Source organism: Curtobacterium sp. PhB146, from assembly GCF_004342995.1.
Taxonomy (GTDB): domain Bacteria; phylum Actinomycetota; class Actinomycetes; order Actinomycetales; family Microbacteriaceae; genus Curtobacterium.
Map to the genome: position 1 here is coordinate 1 of NZ_SMBN01000005.1, position 19812 is coordinate 19812.

The window sequence follows — 19812 nt, forward strand, 5'->3', positions numbered from 1 at the left end:
GACGCCGACCAGGATCGACTGCTGGACGAGGCGGTCGCCGCGTTCTACAGCGCTCAGGTCGAGCACGCGCACCTGATGCAGCACCTCGCCGTCACGCACGACCTGAACCCGGTCGACCTCCGCGCGCTGAAGTTCCTCGGAGCGGTCGACGACGACCGCACGCCGAAGGAACTCGGCGGGTACCTGGAGATGGGGACGGGAGCCGTCACCGCCCTGCTCGACCGTCTGACCAAGCGAGGCCTGCTCGATCGTGTCCGCAACCCGGACGACCGCCGGAGCGTGCGGATCGAGCTGAGCGCCGACGGGTTCGCGGTGGTCGGGACGCTCCGGGCCGCCTACCGCCGGGCACTCCGGCAGTCCTTGCCGCCGGAGAGCACGGATGTGTTCATCCACTTCACCGAACGCGTGTCGCACGCCTTCCGCGAAGCCAGCGTCGACTGAGGACGACCGACTCCCTCACGCGTCCCCCACGCGACTCACGGGAGTGGAGCTCCTCCGGCCCGACGGTGCGACGTGACGATGTCGATCTCCTCCCGCCGGAGCCCCGCCTCGACGCGGTGCTCCTCCGTGACGGTGTGGGTCGTCAGGGTGACGCGTTCGACCGGGACGACTGCTGTCGAGACCGTGATCTGTTCCTCGCGGAGGACCACGACGATCGGTTCGTGGACGGTGTCCGTGGTGCCGGCCGACACCGGTACCGCGCCGCCGATCGGCTCACGGACGAGTCGGATCTCCTCGTGACTGACGTCCACCGTGATGGTCCGCTGCTCGGTGACGATGACCCGCTCGAGCCGGACCCGTTCGATGGCGTGGCGTTCGGTGCCGATGACGAGTCGCTCTTCGCGTCGGACCACGTCGAACTGGTCCGTCCGGTCGTCACCACCCGGAGCGTCGCGCGGTGCGTGGCGAGAGGTCATGGTCTTCTCCGATGCTGGGGGCACGGTCCCGAGCGAACACGGGAGCGCGGGGATGGCCCTCGGCCCCGCCCATGGTGAGCGGGGCCGACACACAGGGCTCGCTCAGTTCGAGCGATGGGAGCTGGTCGTCGGCGAGGCAGCTCGCTTGGCCTTCCCGGCAGCCTCTTCTGCCTGCTCGACGACGGACGGCGCACGCTGGGCGTGCTGCTGGATCTTCGGGGCTTCGGCCTCGCCCTTCTCGAGGATCGCCTCCCAGCGGTGCTGCATCGGCTTGATGAGTCCGCCGCCGGCTCCGACGATGACGACGCCGGCGATGATCGCCAGGACCGCGATCAGGATCGGGGTGGTGACCGAGGTGGCCACGTCGATCTGGTTCAACGCCGCGGTCGCTCCGATGAAGACGATGAAGACCGCGACGATGTTGCCCAGCAGCTTGCCGTAGGAGAGACCACCGAGCGTGTTCTGGATCAGGCCCTTCGCTCCGGCCGCGATCGCCGCGGCGACCACGATGATGATGATCGCGACGATGATCTTCGGCAGGAACCCGATGATGCCGGCGAGGAGATCACTCACCGGGTTGGACCCGAAGACGCCGAACGCGAACTGGAGCACGAACAGCACCAGCGTGTAGTAGATGATCTTCGACACGATGTCGGAGGCGTCGAGTTTCGAGTTCGCGAGGGCCTTCTTGATGCCCCCACGTTCGACGGCACGGTCGAAGCCGACCTTGGTGAGGAGACGCGAGAGCCCCTTCTCGATGAGCTTCGCGACGATCAGGCCGACGACGAGGATGAGCAGGAAGAGCAACGCGAGCGGGACGAACGCGATGACCGCGGCCAGTCCGTTCTGCAGAGCGGCGGGGAAGTCCATGGGGTGAGCCTTTCGGGTGAGGGTCGGGTGGACAGGGCGCAGAGAAAACGTCCTGTGCTGGCGACGGGCGTTCGGCTGTCGCCGAGCGACCGTCGCCCAGCACGATCAGGAACGGGCGTCGCGGTCCGCGATGGTCTCGTCGGTCACGGCGGTGTCGTCGAGGACGATCTCCTCGTGCGCGACGTCCTCGGTGACCTCCTGCTCGCCGGCGATGGTCTCGGTGCCGAGCCGGACGCGCTCGACCGGGACCGTCTCCTTGGCGGTGACGACGCGCTCCTCGGTGAGCACGACCTCGTGTTCTTCTTCACTCAGTGCGGGCCCGGACAAAGCATCGTCAGCGGTCGCATCGGTGATCGGCTCGCGGCTGAGGGTGACCTCCTCGTGGCTGACGGGTACGGTCTTGGTGACCTGCTCGGTGACGATGTGCTTGCGCAGACGGGCACGGCCGGACTCGATCCGCTCGGTACCCACGTGCAGCCGCTCCTCGGAGCGGGTCATGGCGTCGTCCGTCGTCGGACCGGACGCGTCGTGTCCCTGGACGTCGGCGGAGTCCGTGCTCCGGTCGGCGTCCTGGTCGTACAGACCCGCATCCGCCGACGCGCTCGACGGGTTGCCGTAGAAGGAGTAGAGCGACTGCTCCTCGTCCGCGCTGAGCGCCCCGTCGGCGTCGACCCGCGGAGCGTCCTTCACGAAGGACTTCTCGTAGGCGACGTGGACGGCGCCGGCTTCGAACGTCGCGTCGTTCAAGGGTGCGAACGACTCCGAGGTGCCGAAGAGCCCGGTCCGCACCGTCACCCAGGTCGGAGCCTGGGTGTCGTTGTCGACGTAGACCTGGCCGACCGTGCCGATCTTGGCGTCGTCGCTCCCGTAGACGTCGGCGCCCGTGAGGTCGTTGATGCTGCTGCTGTCGATCATGGTGGTGCTCCTCTTCCCCGGCAGGTCGCCTGGGGTTCGATGCGGAGTGGATCCGAGGTGACGGCGGCGCACGGCCCGCTCGATCGGCGGAGACCACCACCTCGTGGACTTACGGCGTAAGCCCAGCGGGAGCTTACATCGTAAGTCGCGATAGCGTGGGTTTGTCGGCCGCGAACTCGGCGCAGCGCCCGTTGTCAGCCACGAACCGCGGATCGGCAGGGAGATCAGCCGTGGCAGCACGATCGAGGGCGAACCGTTCCGAGACGAACGCACCGAGGCTCAGCCGTGACCTCATCGTCGAGACCGCGTTGCACCAGATCGATCGGTCAGGTCCCCAGGGACTGTCCATGCGGTCACTCGCGCAGGAGCTCAGCGTGGAGGCGATGTCCCTGTACCGCTACGTGCACGGGAAGGAAGACCTGCTCGAAGGCGTCGTCGCCTCACTGATGCGGGATCTCACCTCGCAGCTCACCGAGGCCGAGGAAGCACACTGGCAAGGGTTCCTGCAAACGGTCGCCCATGCCGTCCGGCAGATCGCCACGGACCACCCGAAGGCGTTCCCGCTGGTGGCGACCCGCCACCCTGCAGCCCCTTGGCTCCGCCCGCCGCTGCGGAGCGTCGAGGTCGTCAACACGTTCCTGACCGCGCTGACGGGGAACGGCTTCACGGACGCCCAGGCGGTCAACGCGTACCGAGCGTTCAGCAGCTTCCTGCTCGGCCAGCTCCTCCTGCAGTCAGTGGTCAGCGGTGCCGAAGCAGGCCCAGCCGAGGAACCGCTCGACGAAGGAGGCGCCGCCATCCCCGAGGGCGACGGCAACACGTCCCTCGACGTCGCACCGGAGGTCCGCCGACTCCGCACGTTGTTGAGCGAGGACCGCAGCGACGAGGAGTTCGAGGTCTCCCTCGAGGCACTCCTCGACCGACTGGACCGCGAACTGTCGCAATGACCCGCGATCGCGGTCCGGCGACGCGGCCGTCAGGAGTCGGCGTCGAGGTGCCCACCCCACACCTTGTACGTGTCGCGGTACCGGTGCTCGTCCGACTCGGGCCGCCACACCGACCGCGTCAGCTCGTCCGGGAACCCGACTGCGCGCACCCGTGGACAGGCTTCGACGACGAGTCGAGTCCGCGCGTTGAGGCGACGACCGTGCACCCCGGCTGCGAGCCGAGCCGGCCGGGACAGACTCCCGGCGTTGTCGAGGGGTGGGATCTCACCGATGACGACCTCGGCATCCACGGGCACCACCTCGCGCAGGGCAGCGATCGTGTCACGGACGCGTTGTTCCCACACCCTCGTCGGCAGGACCCGGAGCGCATCCGTGATGCCGACCAACACGACGACGAGGTCGCACCGCCCCAGGTCCTCGCGGTGGGCGGCGATGACGGATGGGAGTTCCCGGACACTCGCCGACGGTGCGGGGAGCATCTTCCAGGAGACGCCGCGCGCGGTCCGTGCTGCCCGGTGCCGAGCGAAGAACGCGGGGAGCGAGACCTCGTGGGTGCGGACGCCGAGCGACAGTTCGCCCCGCTCACCCATGAACACCACGCGATCCGGGTCCGGGCCAGGCACCGTGCCCTCCATCGCGTCGTGCGGGTAGAAGTCCCCGGTCGCGTCGAGGCGACGGAACACGAACTCGACGACGCGCGCACTGCGCGACGGGAGGCTGAACGCAGCGCGGCGCAACGACTTCGTCCGTGACACTGCCCCACCTCTTCCGAGCACCTTCACCGACCGGGACCCGGTCGGTGTCCGGTTCCTCCAGCGTAGGCAGCGGCCCACCGCCAGGACACCGCGCCATCCACCTTGCGCGCCGGCCACGGGCCACAGACGACAGGCGGAGCGCGACGCGATCGGCACGCCTTGCCATCGGGGCAGGTGTGCGCCACTGTGTGGAACACAAGCTCGCTTCGAGGAACAGGGGCCACATGCTGTCGTTGGTGTACGTGAGCACGATGAGCCGACCGGTCACGGACGAGGAACTCGCCGAGATCCTGGTGGTCGGTCGCGAGAAGAACCTGCAGCTGGGCATCACGGGGATCCTCGCCCACCAGGGGAGCAACTGCATCGGCATCATCGAGGGCGACGACGAGGTCGTGCGGGAACGGTTCGAGGGCATCCGTCAGGACCCCCGTCACACCAACGTGCGCCAGGTCGCCGCGGACACCGTCACGACGCGGTCCTTCCCGGAGTGGTCGATGGCGTTCCAACCGGCGGACCCGTTGATCAAGGAGATCCCGGGGTTCCTCGACCTCTTCGCCGACGGGCACGCGCCCGACCCCGCCACAGGGACGTCCCGCGCGACGGCCCTGCTGGAGTGGTTCCGGAAGCACCCCCTGGCGCCGCTGACGAACCAGCACGGCGACGACGGCATCGAGCTGCGCACCCGGATCGTCAACGCGACGATCACGGCGCTGCACGACACCGGGGTCGAGCAGGTCGACGTCGACACCGTCGCCGCCCGGGCCGAGATGACCGTCGACGAGCTGCGCACCCACTTCCCCACCCGCGAGAGCCTGCTGACGGCAACGGTCGACCGGTGGTCGAGCTCCGTGTCACGGCCCCTGCGGCCGATCGCGGACACGCACGGCGCCGTCGCCTACCTGCACGCGCTGGTCGTGGCGTACTCGGAGGAACCGGCGCTGATGCGACTGCTCGCCTCGACGCTCGCCTCGAGCACCGACCCCGGGCACGAGGGCGCGGAGTACTACCGCACCCTGTACCTCCGGTTCCGTCGGACCGTCCGGGAAGCACTCGAGCGGGACATCCGGGTCGGTCGCGAACCGGCCACCATGGATCCCGCGCGTGCCACCGAGCAGCTCCTCGCGCTCTACGACGGTCTGCGGATCCAGTCGCTCCTCATCGAGGGGTTCGACATCATCGCGTCCTTCGACCGTGCGGCGTCACGGCTGCGGCGGGGGTGGGCCGAGGACTACCGGCACACGGACCTCTTCGAGATCCCGGTCGAGGGCACGGGCGATCACAACGCCCGCGAGAAGCAGACCGACTCAGGGTCGTCGCGGTAGGGCCCGAACGGCTGGATCCGCACGAACCCGTTCCGGCTGAACAGCGCGGCGGCGTGCGGCTGCAGCACGCCGAACTCGGCGACGACCGCCGGCGCCTGCAGCTCTTCGGCCTGCGCGAGCAGTTCGAGTACCAGCAGGTCGCCGACGCCCTGCCCGCGGGAGTCCGGTCGGACGAACAGCCGCCGGATCTCGAAGACCCCGTCTCCCGCGGCACTGAGCGACGCGCTACCGAGTGCCAGACCGGAGGGGTCGCGGGCGATGACGTGCACGGCGGCGGTCGCCTCGGTCAGCGGACGGCCACGGTCGGCCGGGCGGCCGTAGATCCGGTCGACCTCGATCCGCGCCGCGGCGCGCAGCCGGACGGCGTCCTCGTGGTCGAAGGGCTCGGCCGCGACCGAGAACGTCAGGTGCTGCATCGTGGTGTGTTCCTCGCCCGGCGCCGCGTCGTCGCGGGTGCCCCGTGGGTGATCGGTGTGCGTGCCGCCGCTCGAACCCGAATCGAGCGGCGGCACGGTGTGCGCGCTTCCGCTCGAACCCGAATCGAGCGGTGGCGCGTGCAGACGGCTGGCGTCTGCCCTCGGACGCCCTAGCGTCCGTGGTCTGTGGTCTGTGGTGGGTCCGGGTCAGCTCACCAGGTCGAGGTCCCACACGGGGGCGACGTACTCGCGGGACCATCCCTCGCGCAACCGGGTGACTGCCCGGTCGAACGCTTCGAGCAGGTCCATCTCGGGGCGCACCATGGATTGCAGCTGCAGTCCCTCGTAGGTCGCGAGCAGCTGCTCGGCGCCGCGCGACGGCTCCATGGTGCTCGGCTCGCGACCGAGCAGGCTGTCGCGCTGCAGGGAGTCCTGCACGAAGGCGTGGAAGCGGCGCCACCGCGCGTGCAACATCGGCGCGAGCGGGTGCTCCGGTGACGCCGCGATGTTCAGGGTGGCGGTGAGGAAGCGCATCAGGGACGGGTCGGCGATGTTCGCGGTCACGATCGCACGCAGGAACGGCACCGTCCCGAACCGTTCGGCGAGTGGCATGAGCGGTGCGGTGCGCTGCTCGTTCCAGTGGTCGATGGTGGCCAGGAGCAGACCGTCCCAGCTGGGGAACGTCCGCTCGACCACGTCGACGTCCTGGCCGGCGTGGTCCGCGACGACGGCCGGGGTCACCTCGTGGAGCGGACGTGTCCGCAGTGCCGTGATCATCCCGTCCACGACGGCCGATCGGAGGGCAGCATCGTCCGAGGTCCGGCGCGATGATTCGATGTGCATGCATACACCCCACCAGGCACACCGGTCCCACCCAAGCCCCCGAACGGGGATCGCGCGCAAAACGGACCAGCACGTTCCGGCCACGACACTTCCCACCAATCGACCTGCGAGCGATACTCATCCCATGCAGTGGGGACGGATCGTACCGGTCGTGGTGCTGGCCCTGGTGGTCACCGGCGGGCTCGCGGGGTGCGATGCGGAGGGCCGGGTCCAGCCCCGCCGGGACACCGAGGAGAAGAGCGTGGCGTGTGCCTCGCGCATCGCACTCGACACTCCGGCCGAACGCCGTGCAGCTGCTGACCTCGTCGTCGATGCGGAGGTCGACAAGACCGGCCGCACCGTCGAGTTCCAGGGCGTCTACGACGTCTACGACGCGTCGGTCACCGACGTGTCGAAGGGCGACGACCCCGGCCACACCATCCAGGTCATCAGCACCTCGGACCAATGCGAGACGAGTGGCGAACCCGTCGAGTACTTCGACGGCGACGTCCTCGAGGACGAGGGCCGCTTCCGCCTCTACCTGACGAAGGCCGACCCCGAGGACGACGACAGCGTCTGGCGCCTCGTCGTCCCCGGCGCCGCCGAGCCGCTCACCACCGGCTGACGGCCGGCACGCACCACACGTGCCCTACGGCTCGGGGACCGCCACGATCCGGTTCTGGTACGCCCACACCACGGCCTGCAACCGTGACCGCACCCCGAGCTTCGGGAGCATCCGCGCCAGGTGCGACTTCACGGTCGAGACCTCGAGCACGAGTGCGACCGCGATCTCCTCGTTCGACATCCCCTGCGCGAGCAGCAGCAGGACCTCGCGTTCGCGGGCGGTGAGCACCCCGTCGGCCCGGTCCCCCGACACCGGCTGCAGGCTCCGTCGCGACACGAACTCGCGCAGCACCCGCCGCGTCAGGGCCTGGTCGAGCGTCCCGTTCCCCGCGGCGACCTGCCGCACGGCGTCGACGATGGTGTTCGGCTCGGCGTCCTTCAGCAGGAACCCGGAGGCACCGGCCTCGAGCGCACCGAACACGTAGTCGTCCAGGTCGAACGTCGTGAGCATCAGCACCGGGATCGCCGGGTCGGCGTCGGGAGCGCAGAACAGCCGCGCGAGCTCGATGCCGTTCAGCACCGGCATCCGGATGTCCAGGCAGGCGACGTCGGGCCGCAACGAGCGCGCCAGCGCGAGCGCCTCGCCGCCGTCGGCGGCCACGCCGACCACCTCGATGTCGGCCTCCGCGCCGAGCAGGGCGGACACCCCGGCCCGGACCAGCGGCTGGTCGTCCGCCACCAGCACGCGGATCACGCGACCACCTCGTCACCGTCGGCGGCCTGCGCGACTGCGGCAGGTGCCTCCCGGCCGAGCGCCAGCTCCACCAGCCATCCGCCGGTGGCGGTGGGACCGGTCTGGAGGCTCGCCCCCACCAGGTCCGCTCGCTCGCGCATCCCCCGCAGGCCGTTGCCGCCCGACGGTGAGGTCGGCGCTGCCGGAGCGGCGGCCCGTGCGTTCTCGACCCGGATCACCACCCGGGTCGGGTCGCGGTCGTCGACGGTGACCGTGCACGGGGCGGACGGGGCGTGCAGGGCGGCGTTGGCCAGCGCCTCCTGCACCGTCCGGTAGGCGGCGAGCTGCGCGAGCGGACCGACGCCGTCGGCCAGCGCCTGCGCTCCGCGCGCGTGGTCACCAGCGAGCACCTCGAGGCGCACGTCGCTGCGGAACCGGGCACGCTCGACCAGGTCGACGATGCCGGCGACCGTCTCGACCGCACGTTCGGCGGGGACGTCCTCGCGCAGCAGCCCGACCAGGCGGCGCAGATCGTCGAGGACGGCGGTGCTCTGCTCCCGCACCTGACGGGCACCCTCGTGCGCGCGCTCCGGGTCGCTGTCGATCTGCCGGTCGATCACGGCGGCCATCAGGGCGATGCCGGACAGGTGGTGGGCGGCGATGTCGTGGAGCTCGCGGGCCATGGCGGCACGTTCGCGGGAGACCGCGGCGTCGACCAGGGCGTCCTGTTCACGGAAGACCGCGCTCGCCTCGGCGGTGCGGGCGGCGCGGACCTCGCGGCGGGAGCGCACCAGCAGGGTGACCAGGAGCGGGAGCCCGACGGCGCCGACGGCCTGCAGGACGCCCTGCCCGAGTGCGCCGGACAGGACCGCGCTGCCGGCTGCCACCAGCGCGCCGGCGACCATCAGGGTCGGCCACAGGCGTGCGAGCGGGACACGGAGGGCGGCGAGGACCACGGCGACGACCACCGGCAGGGCGGTGAGGCCGAACAGGTCGAGCGACTGCGGAGCGAGCGCGGCGACCAGCACCGGCAGCGCGGACACCGCGACGAGCACGGTCCGTGGTGCCCGACGGGCGGCGAGCAGGGCGGCGGACTGGACCAGCAGGCCGAGCGCCAGGACGGTCCACGCGGCGGTCAACGGTGCCGGCACTCGCATGGCCAGGGCGGGGCCGTCCGGCTCGAGGGCGTCGAGCGGCGGCAGGCCGAGCAGCAGGCCGAGGGCCACGACGGCCGTGCCGACCGCGATGAGCACGTCGACGCGGCGGTCGCGGGTGCGCGGGTCGCCGTCGCGCGACGTGCGCGTGCGCGGGTCAGCGGAGGCCATCGTGTGATCCTACGAGGCGGGTGCGGGCGGGGACCGGGGCGTCGATCGGCAGCGCGCGGCGAGCCGGGTCGTAGCCCAGGCGGCCGCGGGTCACGACGAGGAGCCCCGCGGCAGCGACGGTCGAGGTGATGGTCAGGCCGATCATCAGCGTGCCGGCGGTCATGCTCGGGTACATCTCCGGGAACAGCGTCGAGATCGTGTTGTTCACGCCGACGTGCAGCAGCAGGGCCAGGGGCAGACTCTCGCCGGTCTTGTTGAACACCTGGATCATCACGACGTTGAACGTGATCGTGAACAGGGCGAAGACCACGGGCTCGCTCCAGTGTGCGTTCGGCCACCCGCCCCAGTCGCTCAGGTAGAGCGGCATGTGCCAGAGCGCCCAGATCGGGCCGAGGATCGCAGCCGCACCGAGCCCACCGAAGCGGTGCTGCAGGCGGGGCAGGGCGAAGTCGCGCCAGCCGGGCTCCTCGCTCAGGCCGGTCGAGAACAGCTGGATGAGCAGGCCGGGCACCAGGGCGGCGAACGCCAGCGCCGAGGGAGCACGCACGTCACCGCCGGCGAAGGGCAGCGCGGACGCGACGATCACGGCCGGCACGACGACGAGCGCCAGGGCGTACCAGTACCAGGCGACCCGCCAGCGGAACAGCCGACCGACCCAGCGACGCAGCCCCGGACGACCGTCGGCGACCGCGGTGACGATGAACGCGCCACCCAACGGGCCGAGCAGCGCTCCGGGCAGCACGCCGGCGAACTGCGCGGAGCCGAGGACCTCGGGGAAGTGCAGGTCCCACACGCCCATGCCGTGCGGCGACAGGATGTACGGGATCCATGCCAGCCAGCTGAGGCCGAGCGCGAGGGTGAAGAAGGACGCGAGCGGGTGCCGGGCGATGACGCCGCTGACTCCCCCACGCTCCTGCGGAGTGGTGCCGGCGGTAGGCCGGACTTCGGTGGTGTTCGTCATGCACACGACGCTAGGAACTGCGGCGTCGCGGGACGACCGGCTTCGGGATGCACCTGCCGGACTTGCATCGAAGGATGCAGGCGGTGGCGCGGCGCGGCGCACGGTGCGGTGTCCGCCGGCCCGTGCGAGGTTGACCGCTCCGTGCGCCGCTACAACCCCGCACCGAGCCACCAACCTCGCACCGGACGACAGAGCTCGCACCGTGCGGGTCAGCGCAGCGCGGCGTCAGCGCAGCGCGGCCCGGAGGGCGTCGGCGATCAGCGCGAGCGCGGCGTCGATCTCGTCGGCGACCCGAGCGTGGGTCGCCTCGGATCGGCGGTAGGGGTCGTCGACGTCGTCGTCCGCGGGGTCGGCCGGCGGCGGGACGGTGCCGCGCAGGCGTGCCACCCGTTCGACCAGGGCCTCGGGCGAGTGCACGTCGGCCAGGTCACCGGGCTCGAGCCCCGCGAGCACCCGCGCGAACTGCTTGATGGTGAACGCCCGCTTCGTCGCCCGGGGTGCGAGCGACACCACGGCCGCGCGGTGCGACCGTTCGGCCGTCAGCACCAGGTCGGCCTCCTCGACGATCGCGGCCGTCAGGTAGCGCGAGCCGTGCCCCGACGGGTCACCGCCGAGCCGGACGGACTGTGCCGCGGCGGCGCCGTCCATCGCGGCACCGTCGTCGGCGATGGTGCCGGCGGACTCGACCACGAACGCCGCAGCGTCCGGGCCGAGTCGCGCCGTCAGGACCTGCGCGCCGAGCGGTGAACGACAGATGTTGCCGCTGCAGACGAACAGGACCCGCATCGTCAGGCGCCGGCGCCGAGCAGGTCATGCCGGACGACGATGGCGTCGCGGCCCGGACCGACACCGATCGCGGAGATCCGCGCGCCGGACATCGCCTCGACCGCGAGCACGTAGTCCTGCGCGTTCTTCGGCAGGTCGTCGAACGAGCGGGCGCCGGTGATGTCCTCGGTCCAGCCGGGGAACTCCTCGTACACGGGCTTCGCGTGGTGGAAGTCCGACTGGTTCACGGGCACCTCGTCCACGCGGACGCCGTCGACCTCGTACGCGACGCAGACGGGGATCGTCGACAGCCCGGTCAGCACGTCGAGCTTGGTGAGCACGAAGTCGGTCACGCCGTTGATGCGCGCGGTGTACCGGGCGATCGGGGCGTCGTACCAACCACAGCGGCGCGGACGGCCCGTGGTGGTGCCGAACTCGAAGCCGTTGGCGCGCAGGAACTCGCCGGACTCGTCGAAGAGCTCGGTCGGGAACGGACCGGCACCGACGCGGGTCGTGTACGCCTTGACGATGCCGATGATGCGCTCGAGCTTGCCCGGGCCGATGCCGGAACCGGTCGCTGCGCCACCGGCGGTCGCCGACGACGACGTCACGAACGGGTAGGTGCCGTGGTCGACGTCGAGCATGGTCGCCTGACCGGCCTCGAACAGGACGGTGTCGCCGCGCTCCAGTGCCCGGTGGATCTCGAGGGCGGTGTCCGCGACCATCGGGCGCAGTCGCTCGGCGTAGGACAGCAGCGACTCGACCACTTCTTCGGCGTCGATCGCGCGGCGGTTGAAGACCTTGACGAGCAGGTGGTTCTTCTGGTCGAGGGCCGCTTCGACCTTCTGCCGCAGGATGTTCTCGTCGAAGATGTCCTGGACGCGGATGCCGACGCGGTTGATCTTGTCGGCGTAGGACGGGCCGATGCCGCGACCGGTGGTGCCGATCTGGCGCTTGCCGAGGAACCGCTCCGTCACCTTGTCGATGGTGCGGTGGTAGTGCGTGATGAGGTGGGCGTTCGCCGACACGAGCAGCTTCGAGGTGTCGACGCCGCGGGCCTTCAGCGCGTCGAGCTCCTGGAACAGCACCTCGAGGTCGACGACGACGCCGTTGCCGATGATCGGCGTGACGCCGGGCGTGAGGATGCCGGAGGGCAGCAGGTGCAGCGCGTACTTCTCGCCGCCGACGACGACGGTGTGGCCGGCGTTGTTGCCGCCGTTGAACTTCACGACGTAGTCGATGCGGGAGCCGAGGAGGTCGGTGGCCTTCCCCTTGCCCTCGTCGCCCCACTGGGCTCCGATGATGACTGCTGCGGGCATCTGGTTCTCCTCACGTTGGCGGAGGACCTCACGCGACCAGGCGGGCCGGTGGTCCACCCGAGTCTATCGGCTGGTCACTCGCGCGCTACCCATCGGACACGGTCGCCCGCACCGTCGCCGCGTCGGTGAATTGTCCTCATTACGCGTCGGTGCGCACCGAACGTCCCCACAAGGGGGGACAAATAGTTCCAGGCCGGAACATCTCGGGAAGCGCGACGTATCGTGCACCGCGACGTCGGTTTCCCTGTCGGCGTCACGTCGGAGTCCAACCCACTCCGTTCAGCCAGCGCGAGATTCGCGTGAGCACCACCGGACGCTGCAGCGCGCCCGGATGCATCAGAACAGTCGTGCCCTCATGCAGCACGGAAAGAAGAGTTCAACGATGAACAAGGCTCTCTGGAGCAAGAAGGCGCTCGCTCTCCCGGCGTGCGCCGCGATCGTCGTCGGTGGCGTCACCTTCGCCGCCTCCCCTGCGATGGCCGACCCCGCCGACCTGTCCATCACCAGCCAGTCGGTCTCCGGCCGCGTGCTGACGGTGACCGGCACCGGCACCCCTGGTGAGAACATCCAGCTCGACGAGGACTTCCGCAACACCCGCCAGGAGATCCCGGCGAGCGGCACCTGGACGATCTCGTACACGATCCCCGGTACGGACACGACGACGCAGACCTACACGTTCGAGCAGCTCAAGGGCCTGAACCAGGACGGTTCGGTGACGGTCACCGCCGCCCCCGAGGCCACGGACAAGCCCTTCGCCTTCACGTCGCAGTCGGTCTCCGGCCGAACGCTGACCGTCTCGGGCACCGGCGCCGTCGGCAACACCGTCAACTTCGACGTGGGCTTCCCGGTGCAGCGCACCGCCATCAAGGACGACGGCACCTGGACGATCTCGTACGAGATCCCGGGCACCGACACCGACGAGCACACCTACACGATCAACGAGCAGCGCGCGAACCTGTCGACGGTCGACTCCGTCACCGTCACGGCTCGCGCCGAAGTAGCCGTCCTGCCCTTCGCCGTCACGTCGCAGTCGGTCTCCGGCCGCACGCTGACGGTCTCCGGTACCGGCGCCGTCGGCAACACGGTGAACTTCGACGTGGGCTACCCCGTCCGCCGCACCCCGATCGCCGACGACGGCACCTGGACGATCTCGTACGAGATCCCGGGCACCGACACCGACGAGCACACCTACACGATCAACGAGCAGCGCGCGAACCTGTCGACGGTCGACTCCGTCACCGTCACGGCTCGCGCCGAAGCCGCGGTTGCGGACTTCAACTTCTCGCTGACCAGCCCGACCGACGGCGACACCGTCGACTCGCGCACCGTGACCTTCACCGGGACCGGCGCCGTGGGCGACACCGTGAACGTGCTGGACGCCGATGGCAACCGCGCTGCTCCGCAGACGATCGTGGACGCCGACGGCAACTGGTCCACCACGGGCACCTTCTCGGACTCGGCTGCTGTCGAGCAGGACCTGAGCGTCAACCAGGTCGGTGGCGGCCAGGGCCAGGGCAACATCGAGTTCTCGATCACGCTGCCCGCCGTGGCAGCGGCCCCCGGTGACGGCGGCGACCAGGGCGCGACCCCCGGCACCGGCACCGGCACCGGCACGGGTACCGAGACCGGCGCTGGCGCCGCTCCGACCGCCGGCCGCACCCCGGCCGTGGGTGCACTCCCGGTCGTCAGCGGCTGACACCGGAACCATCCACCGAGCGGGGGCGCGACGGATCGTCGCGTCCCCGTTCGCCGTCCCGACCCGGAATCCGCACATGCACGCAACTCGCTCAGCTCGCCTCGTCCTCGCCGTCGCCGCCGGAGTGCTGCTCTCGCTCGGCCTGGCGTCCTGCCACGCTGATCCCGCCCCGACCGCTGCGAGCAGCACGGGTACCGCCACGGCGGCCCCGACGGCGTCCGCCGAGCCCTACCGCGCACCGTCGACGAAGACGGTCGCAGCACTCCCCGAGGCCCGGTACGACGCGGTCATCGGCGGGCTCCTGCCCTCGTACGACCCTGACGTCCCGGAGGCCGCAGGACACGCGTACACGATCCAGCGCGACGCGCCGCTCTACGGCGACGACCGCACCGAGCCGGTCGCGAGACTCACAGCCGAGAACTTCCTCGGCGACCCCACCGTCGTCGTCCCGCTGCGGTTCCAGGGCGACTGGGCCCTCGTCATGACCCCGAGCCGACAGGCACTGCCGTCAGCTGCACCGGGCGGCGCTCCAGCCCAGACCGCCGGCTGGATGCGCCGCGGCCTGCTGCACCAGGGCGGCGCGCTCGACGACCACGTCGTCATCTCCGTCGGCGACCAGACCGTGTCGATCGTCGCTGCGAGCGGCAAGGTCGTGCACGAGTTCCCGGCCGGCGTCGGTGCCGGGGACACTCCGACCCCGACCGGTGTCGTCGGCTACATCCAGGCGAGGTACCTGGATCCCGCCCAGGACCAGACGGTGCACCAGATCAACCTGACGACGCTGCACTCCGCAGCGGCGGACGAGCCGTTCGGCGGTGACGACGGCGGGCTCATCGGCGTGCACTACGAATCCGTCGCCCGCGGAGCGGTGTCCCACGGGTGCGTCCGCCTCGACGGTGATGCCGTCGATGCGATCAACGCACTCCCGCTCGGCACCGTCGTGCAGATGGTCGCGTAGTCACCGGTACCGCGACCTCTCGTCCGGACCACACAGGCTGCGTGGACGCTCGGTGAGTCCGGAGCACCGTCGGACCCGTCAGATCCACCATCGGAAGGAGCACGACATGAGTGACCTCGGTGACAAGGCCAAGGACTTCGCGAACAGCGACAAGGGCGAGCAGGCGTCCGACGCCGGCCTCGACAAGGCAGGCGACGCGGCCGACAAGGCGACCGGCGGCGGCCACGGCGACCAGATCGACAAGGCCCAGCAGGCGGCTGACGACAAGGTCGGCGAGTAACGCCCGGTACGCACCCTGGTGACGGACGGAAGGCCCGGTGCCAGCTGGCACCGGGCCTCCCGTCCGCATGTGACGTGCGTTCCGCGATCAGGCGCGGAAGAAGTCCTGGTACGACGGGTCGCCGACGGGCTGCGAGTACCCGGGCTCGGCGAGACGCTGCTCGATCATCGCCTGGACGACGTCGGGCGGGGTGAGCCCCCGCCGGCGCCACTCGGTCGGGTTGGCCCGGAGCTGGCTCAGCGTGTTCTGCATGCTGCAACCCTGGCACCCGATAACTAGTTTGTCTAACTACCTGTCCCGATTCCGCGTTCCCGGGGTCCCGGTCCCCGGCCCCGGCCCTGCTTCGTGAGCAGAAGATGTCGGGTCCGAACGCGGGACCCGACATCTTCTGCTCACCATGTGCGGCGCGCGGACGCGCTCGCGGCGACTACTTGCGCGACACCTTCGCGGTCGACTTGGACGTCGCGGTTCCGTCCTTGTAGCCCGAGGCGTGCGCGGTCACCTTGACGGAGAACTTGTGTCCCGCGTCGGACGTGCCGAGCTTGTACGTCGCACCGGTGGCCTTCCCGACGACCTTGCCGTCGCGGAGCCACTGGTACTTGTACGTCGCCTTCGTCGTGCTCCACTTGCCGTGGTTGGCCGACAGCTTCGAGCCGACCTTCGCCGTCCCGCTGACCGTCACCTTGCTGCCCGCGGCGAGCGCGAGCGTGGGCGGGGTCACCGAGATGGTCGACGTGCCGGCCTGCTTGCCCGACGCGTTGCCGAGGTGCAGGAGCAGCACGGTGGCCTTCGTGACACCCGACGCTCGGGTGACCCGGAGGGCGCCGGAGTCGGCGAACAGGACGCCGGTGCTGCGGCCCTGCGCGAAGGACAGTGCCGGCTTCGACGGGTCGAACGAGGCGCTCTTCGTCTCGTCCACCACGGAGGAACCCGTGGTCGCGGCACCCGGGGCGTACGCCGACTCGGTCAGGACCGAGTAGGTGAACTTGCCCTTCGCGCCGATCAGCGCACCCGTGGTCGTGAGCACCTTCACCGAGCTGTCGAAGGTGTTGACGTCCTGGCCGGGTGCCCCGCCGTTCAGCGGCTGGACGTCGACGACCGGGTCGACGTCCGGGTCGTCCGACGCGGCCTTGGCCAGGTCGATCGTCGTCGCGAACGTCGCGTCCACCGCGGCGGACTTGGCGTTGTAGACCAGGTAGTCGGGCTCGCCGTCACGGTTCGTGTCGATGAGCACCTCGACGTTGGTCACGGCGCCGGGGTTGGCGTCGGGACCGGCCGTCTGGATGCCGAACGCGATCGTGTCCGAGGCCTTGTCGTAGCTCGCGCCGTAGGAGCGGATGTCCGCTGCCTGCAGCGAGCGCTTCGCCGAGCCCGCCGGGAACGACTCGACCGGGTCGGTCCCGCCGAGCACGAACGGTGCGACGGCGGCGTGGTAGCCGCTCGTCAGGCCGCCCTGGTCGACGGTGCGCCCCTTGAGCGTCAGGTCGGCCGACTTGCCCGGGCCGGTGAAGGCGACGGTGGAGCGACCCTGCACGGAGCTGACGGGCTTCGGTGCGAGGTACGCACCGACGCGCAGCGGCACCGCGGTCGTGTCGGTCGGCGTGAACGCCACGATGCCCGAGGCGGCGCTGACGAACTCGCGCTGGTAGCCCTGCTGCACCGACTCCTGGGTGGGGTCGATGACGCGGCGGAGCTTCGTCGGGTCGGCGATCGAGAAGGTGAGCTTCACCGTCGCGGTGCGGTTCGCCGGGACGGTGACCCGCTTCGTGTTGAGCGCGAACGTCACGCCGGGCTGCGACACCTGCGGCTGGTAGGCCACGTCGTAGGTGTGCGCGACGCCGTCGGTGTTCGCGATCTGCAGGGTGCGGCTCTCGGTCGTCGCGCTCGAGACCTCGACGACACCGAACGAGGCGGTGACGAGCAGGTCGTTCTCGACGCTCCGGACGGTGGTGCCGGCGGTCACGGCCTGCAGGGCGTCGACGCGACCGGTGCCCTGCCGGAGCAGGGTCGCCGATCGCGAGCCGTCCTTGACGTCGTGCGTCGCCGTGTTCATGAGCGCCGCCTTGACCTGCGGGGCGCTCCACTCCGGGTGGGACTGGAACGTCAGCGCCGCGATGCCCGCGACGTCCGGCGTGGCCATCGAGGTGCCGCTCATCGACATGCGGCCGTCACCGGTGCCGTTGGCCGCCGAGATCACGTTGACCCCGGGGCCGGCGATGTCCGGCTTGACGATGTCGTTGAACGACCCGTGCACGCCCCGGCTGGTGAACGCGGCGAGCGTGTTCACGGCCTCCGGGTCGGTGGCGAGTTCGAAGCCCTTGAGCTCGTCCGCGAAGCGCACGTGCAGGGTCCCCGCCTTGGCAGCTGCCTGGAGGCTCGTGGCGGCGTCCAGCGTCAGCTCGGCTCCGGGGATGGTCGCGTTTCCGGCGATGCCCGAGTCGAAGGTGTTGATCGTGCCCGCGAGCAGGACGCCGATGCCGCCGGCGGCCTGGACGTTGTTGAAGCGCACGCCGGAGCCGCACTCGAGTGCGCCGTCCGTCCACTTCAGCCAGACGACCTTGCCCGCGATCTTCGCGGCGTCGGCGGCGCTGAACGCGGCGCAGCCGTCGATGTTCGTGGTCGGGACGACGACGTCACCCTCGACCGGCAGCGTGCCCGTGAAGTTCTGCGAGTACTGCGACCGGTAGGTCTTCGCGACGTTCGCGGGGGCCGTGGCCTGCACGCCGTCGTAGAGCGACTGACCGGTGGCGCTCGCGGCGACGGTGAGCGCACCCTCAGCGTTGCCCGGCGAGCCACCGATGTCGGTGAAGTCGTCGGCGTTGCCCGAGGCGATCACGGGCAGGACCCCGCGTGCGGTCAGCGCGTCGATCTTGGCGTTGTCGGGGTCGTCCGGTGCGCCGTAGTCGGAGCCGAGCGACAGGTTCAGGACGTTGATGTCCTTGCCCTCGGTGAGCGCCTGGCCCACCCAGTCGAGCGCGGCGCCCGTGACGTCGGTCGAACCGCCGCCGTCACCGAACACCTTGAGGGCGTAGAGGCCGGCCTCGGGCGCGGTGCCCGGACCGATCCACATGTCCTGCACCTGCTGCGTGGTGAGCTTCGTGTAGTCGCCGTCGAACTGCTGCTTGTCGGCGGTCAGGCCGTAGCCCGCGATCGAGCCGGACACGTGCGTGCCGTGGTCGCCGCCCTTGCCGTCGATGGGGTTGTCGTCCGGAGCCGGCACCGGGTCGTAGGCCGGGTCGGTCGGGTCGGCGTTGTAGGTCGCGCCGGCGAAGTCGTACCCGCCGAGGAACTTCGACGCGTCGTACAGGCTGGGGTCCGGGGCGCCGGAGCTCGCGTTCGCCAGGGCCTGCTGGTAGGCCGCGGTGGTGCCGGGGCCGCCGAAGTCGGCCTGCGTGTAGTCGAGGCCGGTGTCGAGGACGGCGACGTTGACGTCCTTGCCGGTGTGGCCGGTCTGCTGCCAGGCGTTGAGCGAGCGCGTGTAGACGTCGCTCGCGGCGTTCTTCGGCGAGACGCCGTCGGCGCCCGGCTTCACGAGGCTCGGGTCCACACCGGACGGTGCGGCGCTCGCGTCGGCGTTGACCGTCGGCTCGACGATCTTCTTCGGCGTGAGCGGGATGATGCTCTCGACGTCGGAACGCTTCGCGATGTCCTGCAGCGCGGAGACGTCGGCGACGACCGCGACACCGGGGACGGTGTACTCGGTCGAGTAGAGCTCGGTGGAGTCGGCGTCGGAGCGCTTCACGGCGGCGCGGACGGCCGCGGTCGTCGACTCGATCGCCTTGACGCGGCTCTTCGCTGCCGAGGACTGCGTCTTGGACTTGGTCAGGTCACCGCCCTTCGCGTTCGCGTCCACCTCGAGGGCACCCTGGCCGGTCGTGCGCACGAAGGCGGCGACGGTCTTGGTGGGCTTGGCGTCGCGCAGTGGTGCGGAGAGCTTCAGGTCGGCCACCGACACCCCGGCCGGAGCTGCGGAGGCCGCGCCCCCGACTGCGAGGCCGCCGCACGTCAGGGCCACGGCGGCGATGCCGGCGGTCAGGACGCGTGCGATGCGATGGGAGTTCGGGGTCGGGTTCGGGTCGTGGTTCGGTGTTGCACGGTTCAAAGAGGGCACTCCAGGCTCAGTCCGTGGTTCGCATGAGATTGCTGTGAAGTTATGCGCTTACATTCAGAAAGGGCAGTCCGCACTTTGGGGGACACCCCCGTTCGAGGGCCGGTCTTCCTGTTAAGTTGCACACACGTGTGCACGT

Annotated in this window: 20 protein-coding genes; 7 read left to right on the top strand and 13 right to left on the bottom strand. The window is 70.4% G+C overall.

Features of this window, described 5'->3' with window-relative positions; all coding sequences use genetic code 11:
* Window positions 1-441 (top strand): MarR family transcriptional regulator (locus tag EDF33_RS17050; protein ID WP_207906717.1); only part of this gene is annotated, 441 nt, incomplete at its 5' end.
* 35 nt (window positions 442-476) lie between these two features.
* On the opposite strand, the gene EDF33_RS17055 is transcribed toward EDF33_RS17050, so the two are convergent.
* The 3 genes from EDF33_RS17055 to EDF33_RS17065 all read right to left on the bottom strand — a co-directional run bounded on the left by EDF33_RS17055 (window position 477) and on the right by EDF33_RS17065 (window position 2702).
* Window positions 477-917 (bottom strand): YsnF/AvaK domain-containing protein, encoded by a 441-nt coding sequence (locus EDF33_RS17055; RefSeq protein WP_132100674.1) that lies wholly within the window; start codon window positions 915-917, stop codon window positions 477-479.
* Between the two features lie 102 nt (window positions 918-1019).
* A complete protein-coding gene (locus EDF33_RS17060) occupies window positions 1020-1787 on the bottom strand; it encodes a hypothetical protein (RefSeq protein WP_132100675.1) in 768 nt (255 codons plus the stop codon).
* A 105-nt stretch (window positions 1788-1892) separates the two neighbouring features.
* Window positions 1893-2702, bottom strand: a complete 810-nt coding sequence (locus EDF33_RS17065; RefSeq protein ID WP_132100676.1) for a PRC and DUF2382 domain-containing protein — start codon at window positions 2700-2702, stop codon at window positions 1893-1895.
* Between the two features lie 230 nt (window positions 2703-2932).
* Here EDF33_RS17065 and EDF33_RS17070 point away from each other — a divergent pair, with 230 nt between their 5' ends.
* Complete coding sequence (locus EDF33_RS17070; protein ID WP_111086143.1) at window positions 2933-3649, top strand: TetR/AcrR family transcriptional regulator C-terminal domain-containing protein; 717 nt, start codon at window positions 2933-2935, stop codon at window positions 3647-3649.
* A 29-nt stretch (window positions 3650-3678) separates the two neighbouring features.
* On the opposite strand, the gene EDF33_RS17075 is transcribed toward EDF33_RS17070, so the two are convergent.
* On the bottom strand, window positions 3679-4404 hold the full coding sequence (locus EDF33_RS17075) for a hypothetical protein (protein ID WP_132100677.1): 726 nt from the start codon (window positions 4402-4404) through the stop codon (window positions 3679-3681).
* A 224-nt stretch (window positions 4405-4628) separates the two neighbouring features.
* Here EDF33_RS17075 and EDF33_RS17080 point away from each other — a divergent pair, with 224 nt between their 5' ends.
* On the top strand, window positions 4629-5726 hold the full coding sequence (locus EDF33_RS17080; protein ID WP_132100678.1) for a BLUF domain-containing protein: 1098 nt from the start codon (window positions 4629-4631) through the stop codon (window positions 5724-5726).
* On the opposite strand, the gene EDF33_RS17085 is transcribed toward EDF33_RS17080, so the two are convergent.
* Together EDF33_RS17085 and EDF33_RS17090 are read right to left on the bottom strand one after the other, a co-directional pair.
* Entirely contained in the window at window positions 5681-6142 is a 462-nt protein-coding gene (locus tag EDF33_RS17085) for a GNAT family N-acetyltransferase (RefSeq protein WP_131881139.1), read from the bottom strand. The two genes, EDF33_RS17080 and EDF33_RS17085, sit on opposite strands and share 46 nt — an antisense overlap.
* A 207-nt stretch (window positions 6143-6349) precedes the next feature.
* Entirely contained in the window at window positions 6350-6985 is a 636-nt protein-coding gene (locus EDF33_RS17090; RefSeq protein WP_131881141.1) for a hypothetical protein, read from the bottom strand.
* Between the two features lie 124 nt (window positions 6986-7109).
* On the opposite strand from EDF33_RS17090, the gene EDF33_RS17095 reads away from it, so the two are divergent.
* The gene (locus EDF33_RS17095; protein ID WP_132100679.1) at window positions 7110-7589 is read left to right on the top strand and encodes a hypothetical protein; all 480 of its coding nucleotides are present in this window, start codon (window positions 7110-7112) and stop codon (window positions 7587-7589) included.
* Window positions 7590-7613: 24 nt separating this feature from the next.
* On the opposite strand, the gene EDF33_RS17100 is transcribed toward EDF33_RS17095, so the two are convergent.
* The 5 genes from EDF33_RS17100 to EDF33_RS17120 all read right to left on the bottom strand — a co-directional run bounded on the left by EDF33_RS17100 (window position 7614) and on the right by EDF33_RS17120 (window position 12631).
* Window positions 7614-8282, bottom strand: a complete 669-nt coding sequence (locus EDF33_RS17100; RefSeq protein ID WP_132100680.1) for a response regulator transcription factor — start codon at window positions 8280-8282, stop codon at window positions 7614-7616.
* Entirely contained in the window at window positions 8279-9586 is a 1308-nt protein-coding gene (locus EDF33_RS17105; RefSeq protein WP_132100681.1) for a histidine kinase, read from the bottom strand. Before EDF33_RS17105 ends, EDF33_RS17100 begins: the two co-directional genes overlap by 4 nt.
* Window positions 9573-10547 carry a type II CAAX endopeptidase family protein gene (locus EDF33_RS17110; protein ID WP_132100682.1) on the bottom strand — a complete coding sequence of 325 codons (975 nt, stop codon included), beginning with the start codon at window positions 10545-10547 and terminating at the stop codon, window positions 9573-9575. Before EDF33_RS17110 ends, EDF33_RS17105 begins: the two co-directional genes overlap by 14 nt.
* A 225-nt stretch (window positions 10548-10772) precedes the next feature.
* Window positions 10773-11333: a low molecular weight phosphatase family protein gene (locus tag EDF33_RS17115; RefSeq protein ID WP_131847040.1), complete on the bottom strand. Its 561-nt coding sequence runs from the start codon at window positions 11331-11333 to the stop codon at window positions 10773-10775.
* A gap of 2 nt (window positions 11334-11335) precedes the next feature.
* Window positions 11336-12631, bottom strand: coding sequence for an adenylosuccinate synthase (locus EDF33_RS17120; protein WP_123293844.1), 1296 nt, complete (start codon window positions 12629-12631; stop codon window positions 11336-11338).
* Between the two features lie 382 nt (window positions 12632-13013).
* On the opposite strand from EDF33_RS17120, the gene EDF33_RS17125 reads away from it, so the two are divergent.
* From EDF33_RS17125 to EDF33_RS17135, 3 genes are all read left to right on the top strand, one after another.
* Window positions 13014-14327, top strand: coding sequence for a hypothetical protein (locus tag EDF33_RS17125; protein WP_132100683.1), 1314 nt, complete (start codon window positions 13014-13016; stop codon window positions 14325-14327).
* 76 nt (window positions 14328-14403) lie between these two features.
* Window positions 14404-15285, top strand: coding sequence for a L,D-transpeptidase (locus EDF33_RS17130; protein WP_123293843.1), 882 nt, complete (start codon window positions 14404-14406; stop codon window positions 15283-15285).
* 106 nt (window positions 15286-15391) lie between these two features.
* Window positions 15392-15565, top strand: coding sequence for an antitoxin (locus EDF33_RS17135; RefSeq protein ID WP_123293590.1), 174 nt, complete (start codon window positions 15392-15394; stop codon window positions 15563-15565).
* 87 nt (window positions 15566-15652) lie between these two features.
* Here EDF33_RS17135 and EDF33_RS20275 read toward each other — a convergent pair whose 3' ends face one another.
* Window positions 15653-15817, bottom strand: a complete 165-nt coding sequence (locus EDF33_RS20275; RefSeq protein ID WP_159573348.1) for a hypothetical protein — start codon at window positions 15815-15817, stop codon at window positions 15653-15655.
* Between the two features lie 175 nt (window positions 15818-15992).
* The gene (locus EDF33_RS17140; protein WP_165918862.1) at window positions 15993-19667 is read right to left on the bottom strand and encodes a S8 family serine peptidase; all 3675 of its coding nucleotides are present in this window, start codon (window positions 19665-19667) and stop codon (window positions 15993-15995) included.
* Window positions 19668-19812 lie beyond the last annotated feature (145 nt).

Excerpts from the sequence above, each read along its gene's own strand:
- EDF33_RS17125 (WP_132100683.1), top strand. The coding sequence starts at position 13,014 with ATGAACAAGGCTCTCTGGAGCAAGAAGGCGCTCGCTCTCCCGGCGTGC.
- EDF33_RS17090 (WP_131881141.1), bottom strand. The coding sequence starts at position 6,985 with ATGCACATCGAATCATCGCGCCGGACCTCGGACGATGCTGCCCTCCGA.
- EDF33_RS17115 (WP_131847040.1), bottom strand. The coding sequence starts at position 11,333 with ATGCGGGTCCTGTTCGTCTGCAGCGGCAACATCTGTCGTTCACCGCTC.
- EDF33_RS17135 (WP_123293590.1), top strand. The coding sequence starts at position 15,392 with ATGAGTGACCTCGGTGACAAGGCCAAGGACTTCGCGAACAGCGACAAG.
- EDF33_RS17105 (WP_132100681.1), bottom strand. The coding sequence starts at position 9,586 with ATGGCCTCCGCTGACCCGCGCACGCGCACGTCGCGCGACGGCGACCCG.
- EDF33_RS17130 (WP_123293843.1), top strand. The coding sequence starts at position 14,404 with ATGCACGCAACTCGCTCAGCTCGCCTCGTCCTCGCCGTCGCCGCCGGA.
- EDF33_RS17060 (WP_132100675.1), bottom strand. The coding sequence starts at position 1,787 with ATGGACTTCCCCGCCGCTCTGCAGAACGGACTGGCCGCGGTCATCGCG.
- EDF33_RS17065 (WP_132100676.1), bottom strand. The coding sequence starts at position 2,702 with ATGATCGACAGCAGCAGCATCAACGACCTCACGGGCGCCGACGTCTAC.
- EDF33_RS17055 (WP_132100674.1), bottom strand. The coding sequence starts at position 917 with ATGACCTCTCGCCACGCACCGCGCGACGCTCCGGGTGGTGACGACCGG.
- EDF33_RS17120 (WP_123293844.1), bottom strand. The coding sequence starts at position 12,631 with ATGCCCGCAGCAGTCATCATCGGAGCCCAGTGGGGCGACGAGGGCAAG.
- EDF33_RS17110 (WP_132100682.1), bottom strand. The coding sequence starts at position 10,547 with ATGACGAACACCACCGAAGTCCGGCCTACCGCCGGCACCACTCCGCAG.
- EDF33_RS20275 (WP_159573348.1), bottom strand. The coding sequence starts at position 15,817 with ATGCAGAACACGCTGAGCCAGCTCCGGGCCAACCCGACCGAGTGGCGC.
- EDF33_RS17095 (WP_132100679.1), top strand. The coding sequence starts at position 7,110 with ATGCAGTGGGGACGGATCGTACCGGTCGTGGTGCTGGCCCTGGTGGTC.
- EDF33_RS17080 (WP_132100678.1), top strand. The coding sequence starts at position 4,629 with ATGCTGTCGTTGGTGTACGTGAGCACGATGAGCCGACCGGTCACGGAC.
- EDF33_RS17085 (WP_131881139.1), bottom strand. The coding sequence starts at position 6,142 with ATGCAGCACCTGACGTTCTCGGTCGCGGCCGAGCCCTTCGACCACGAG.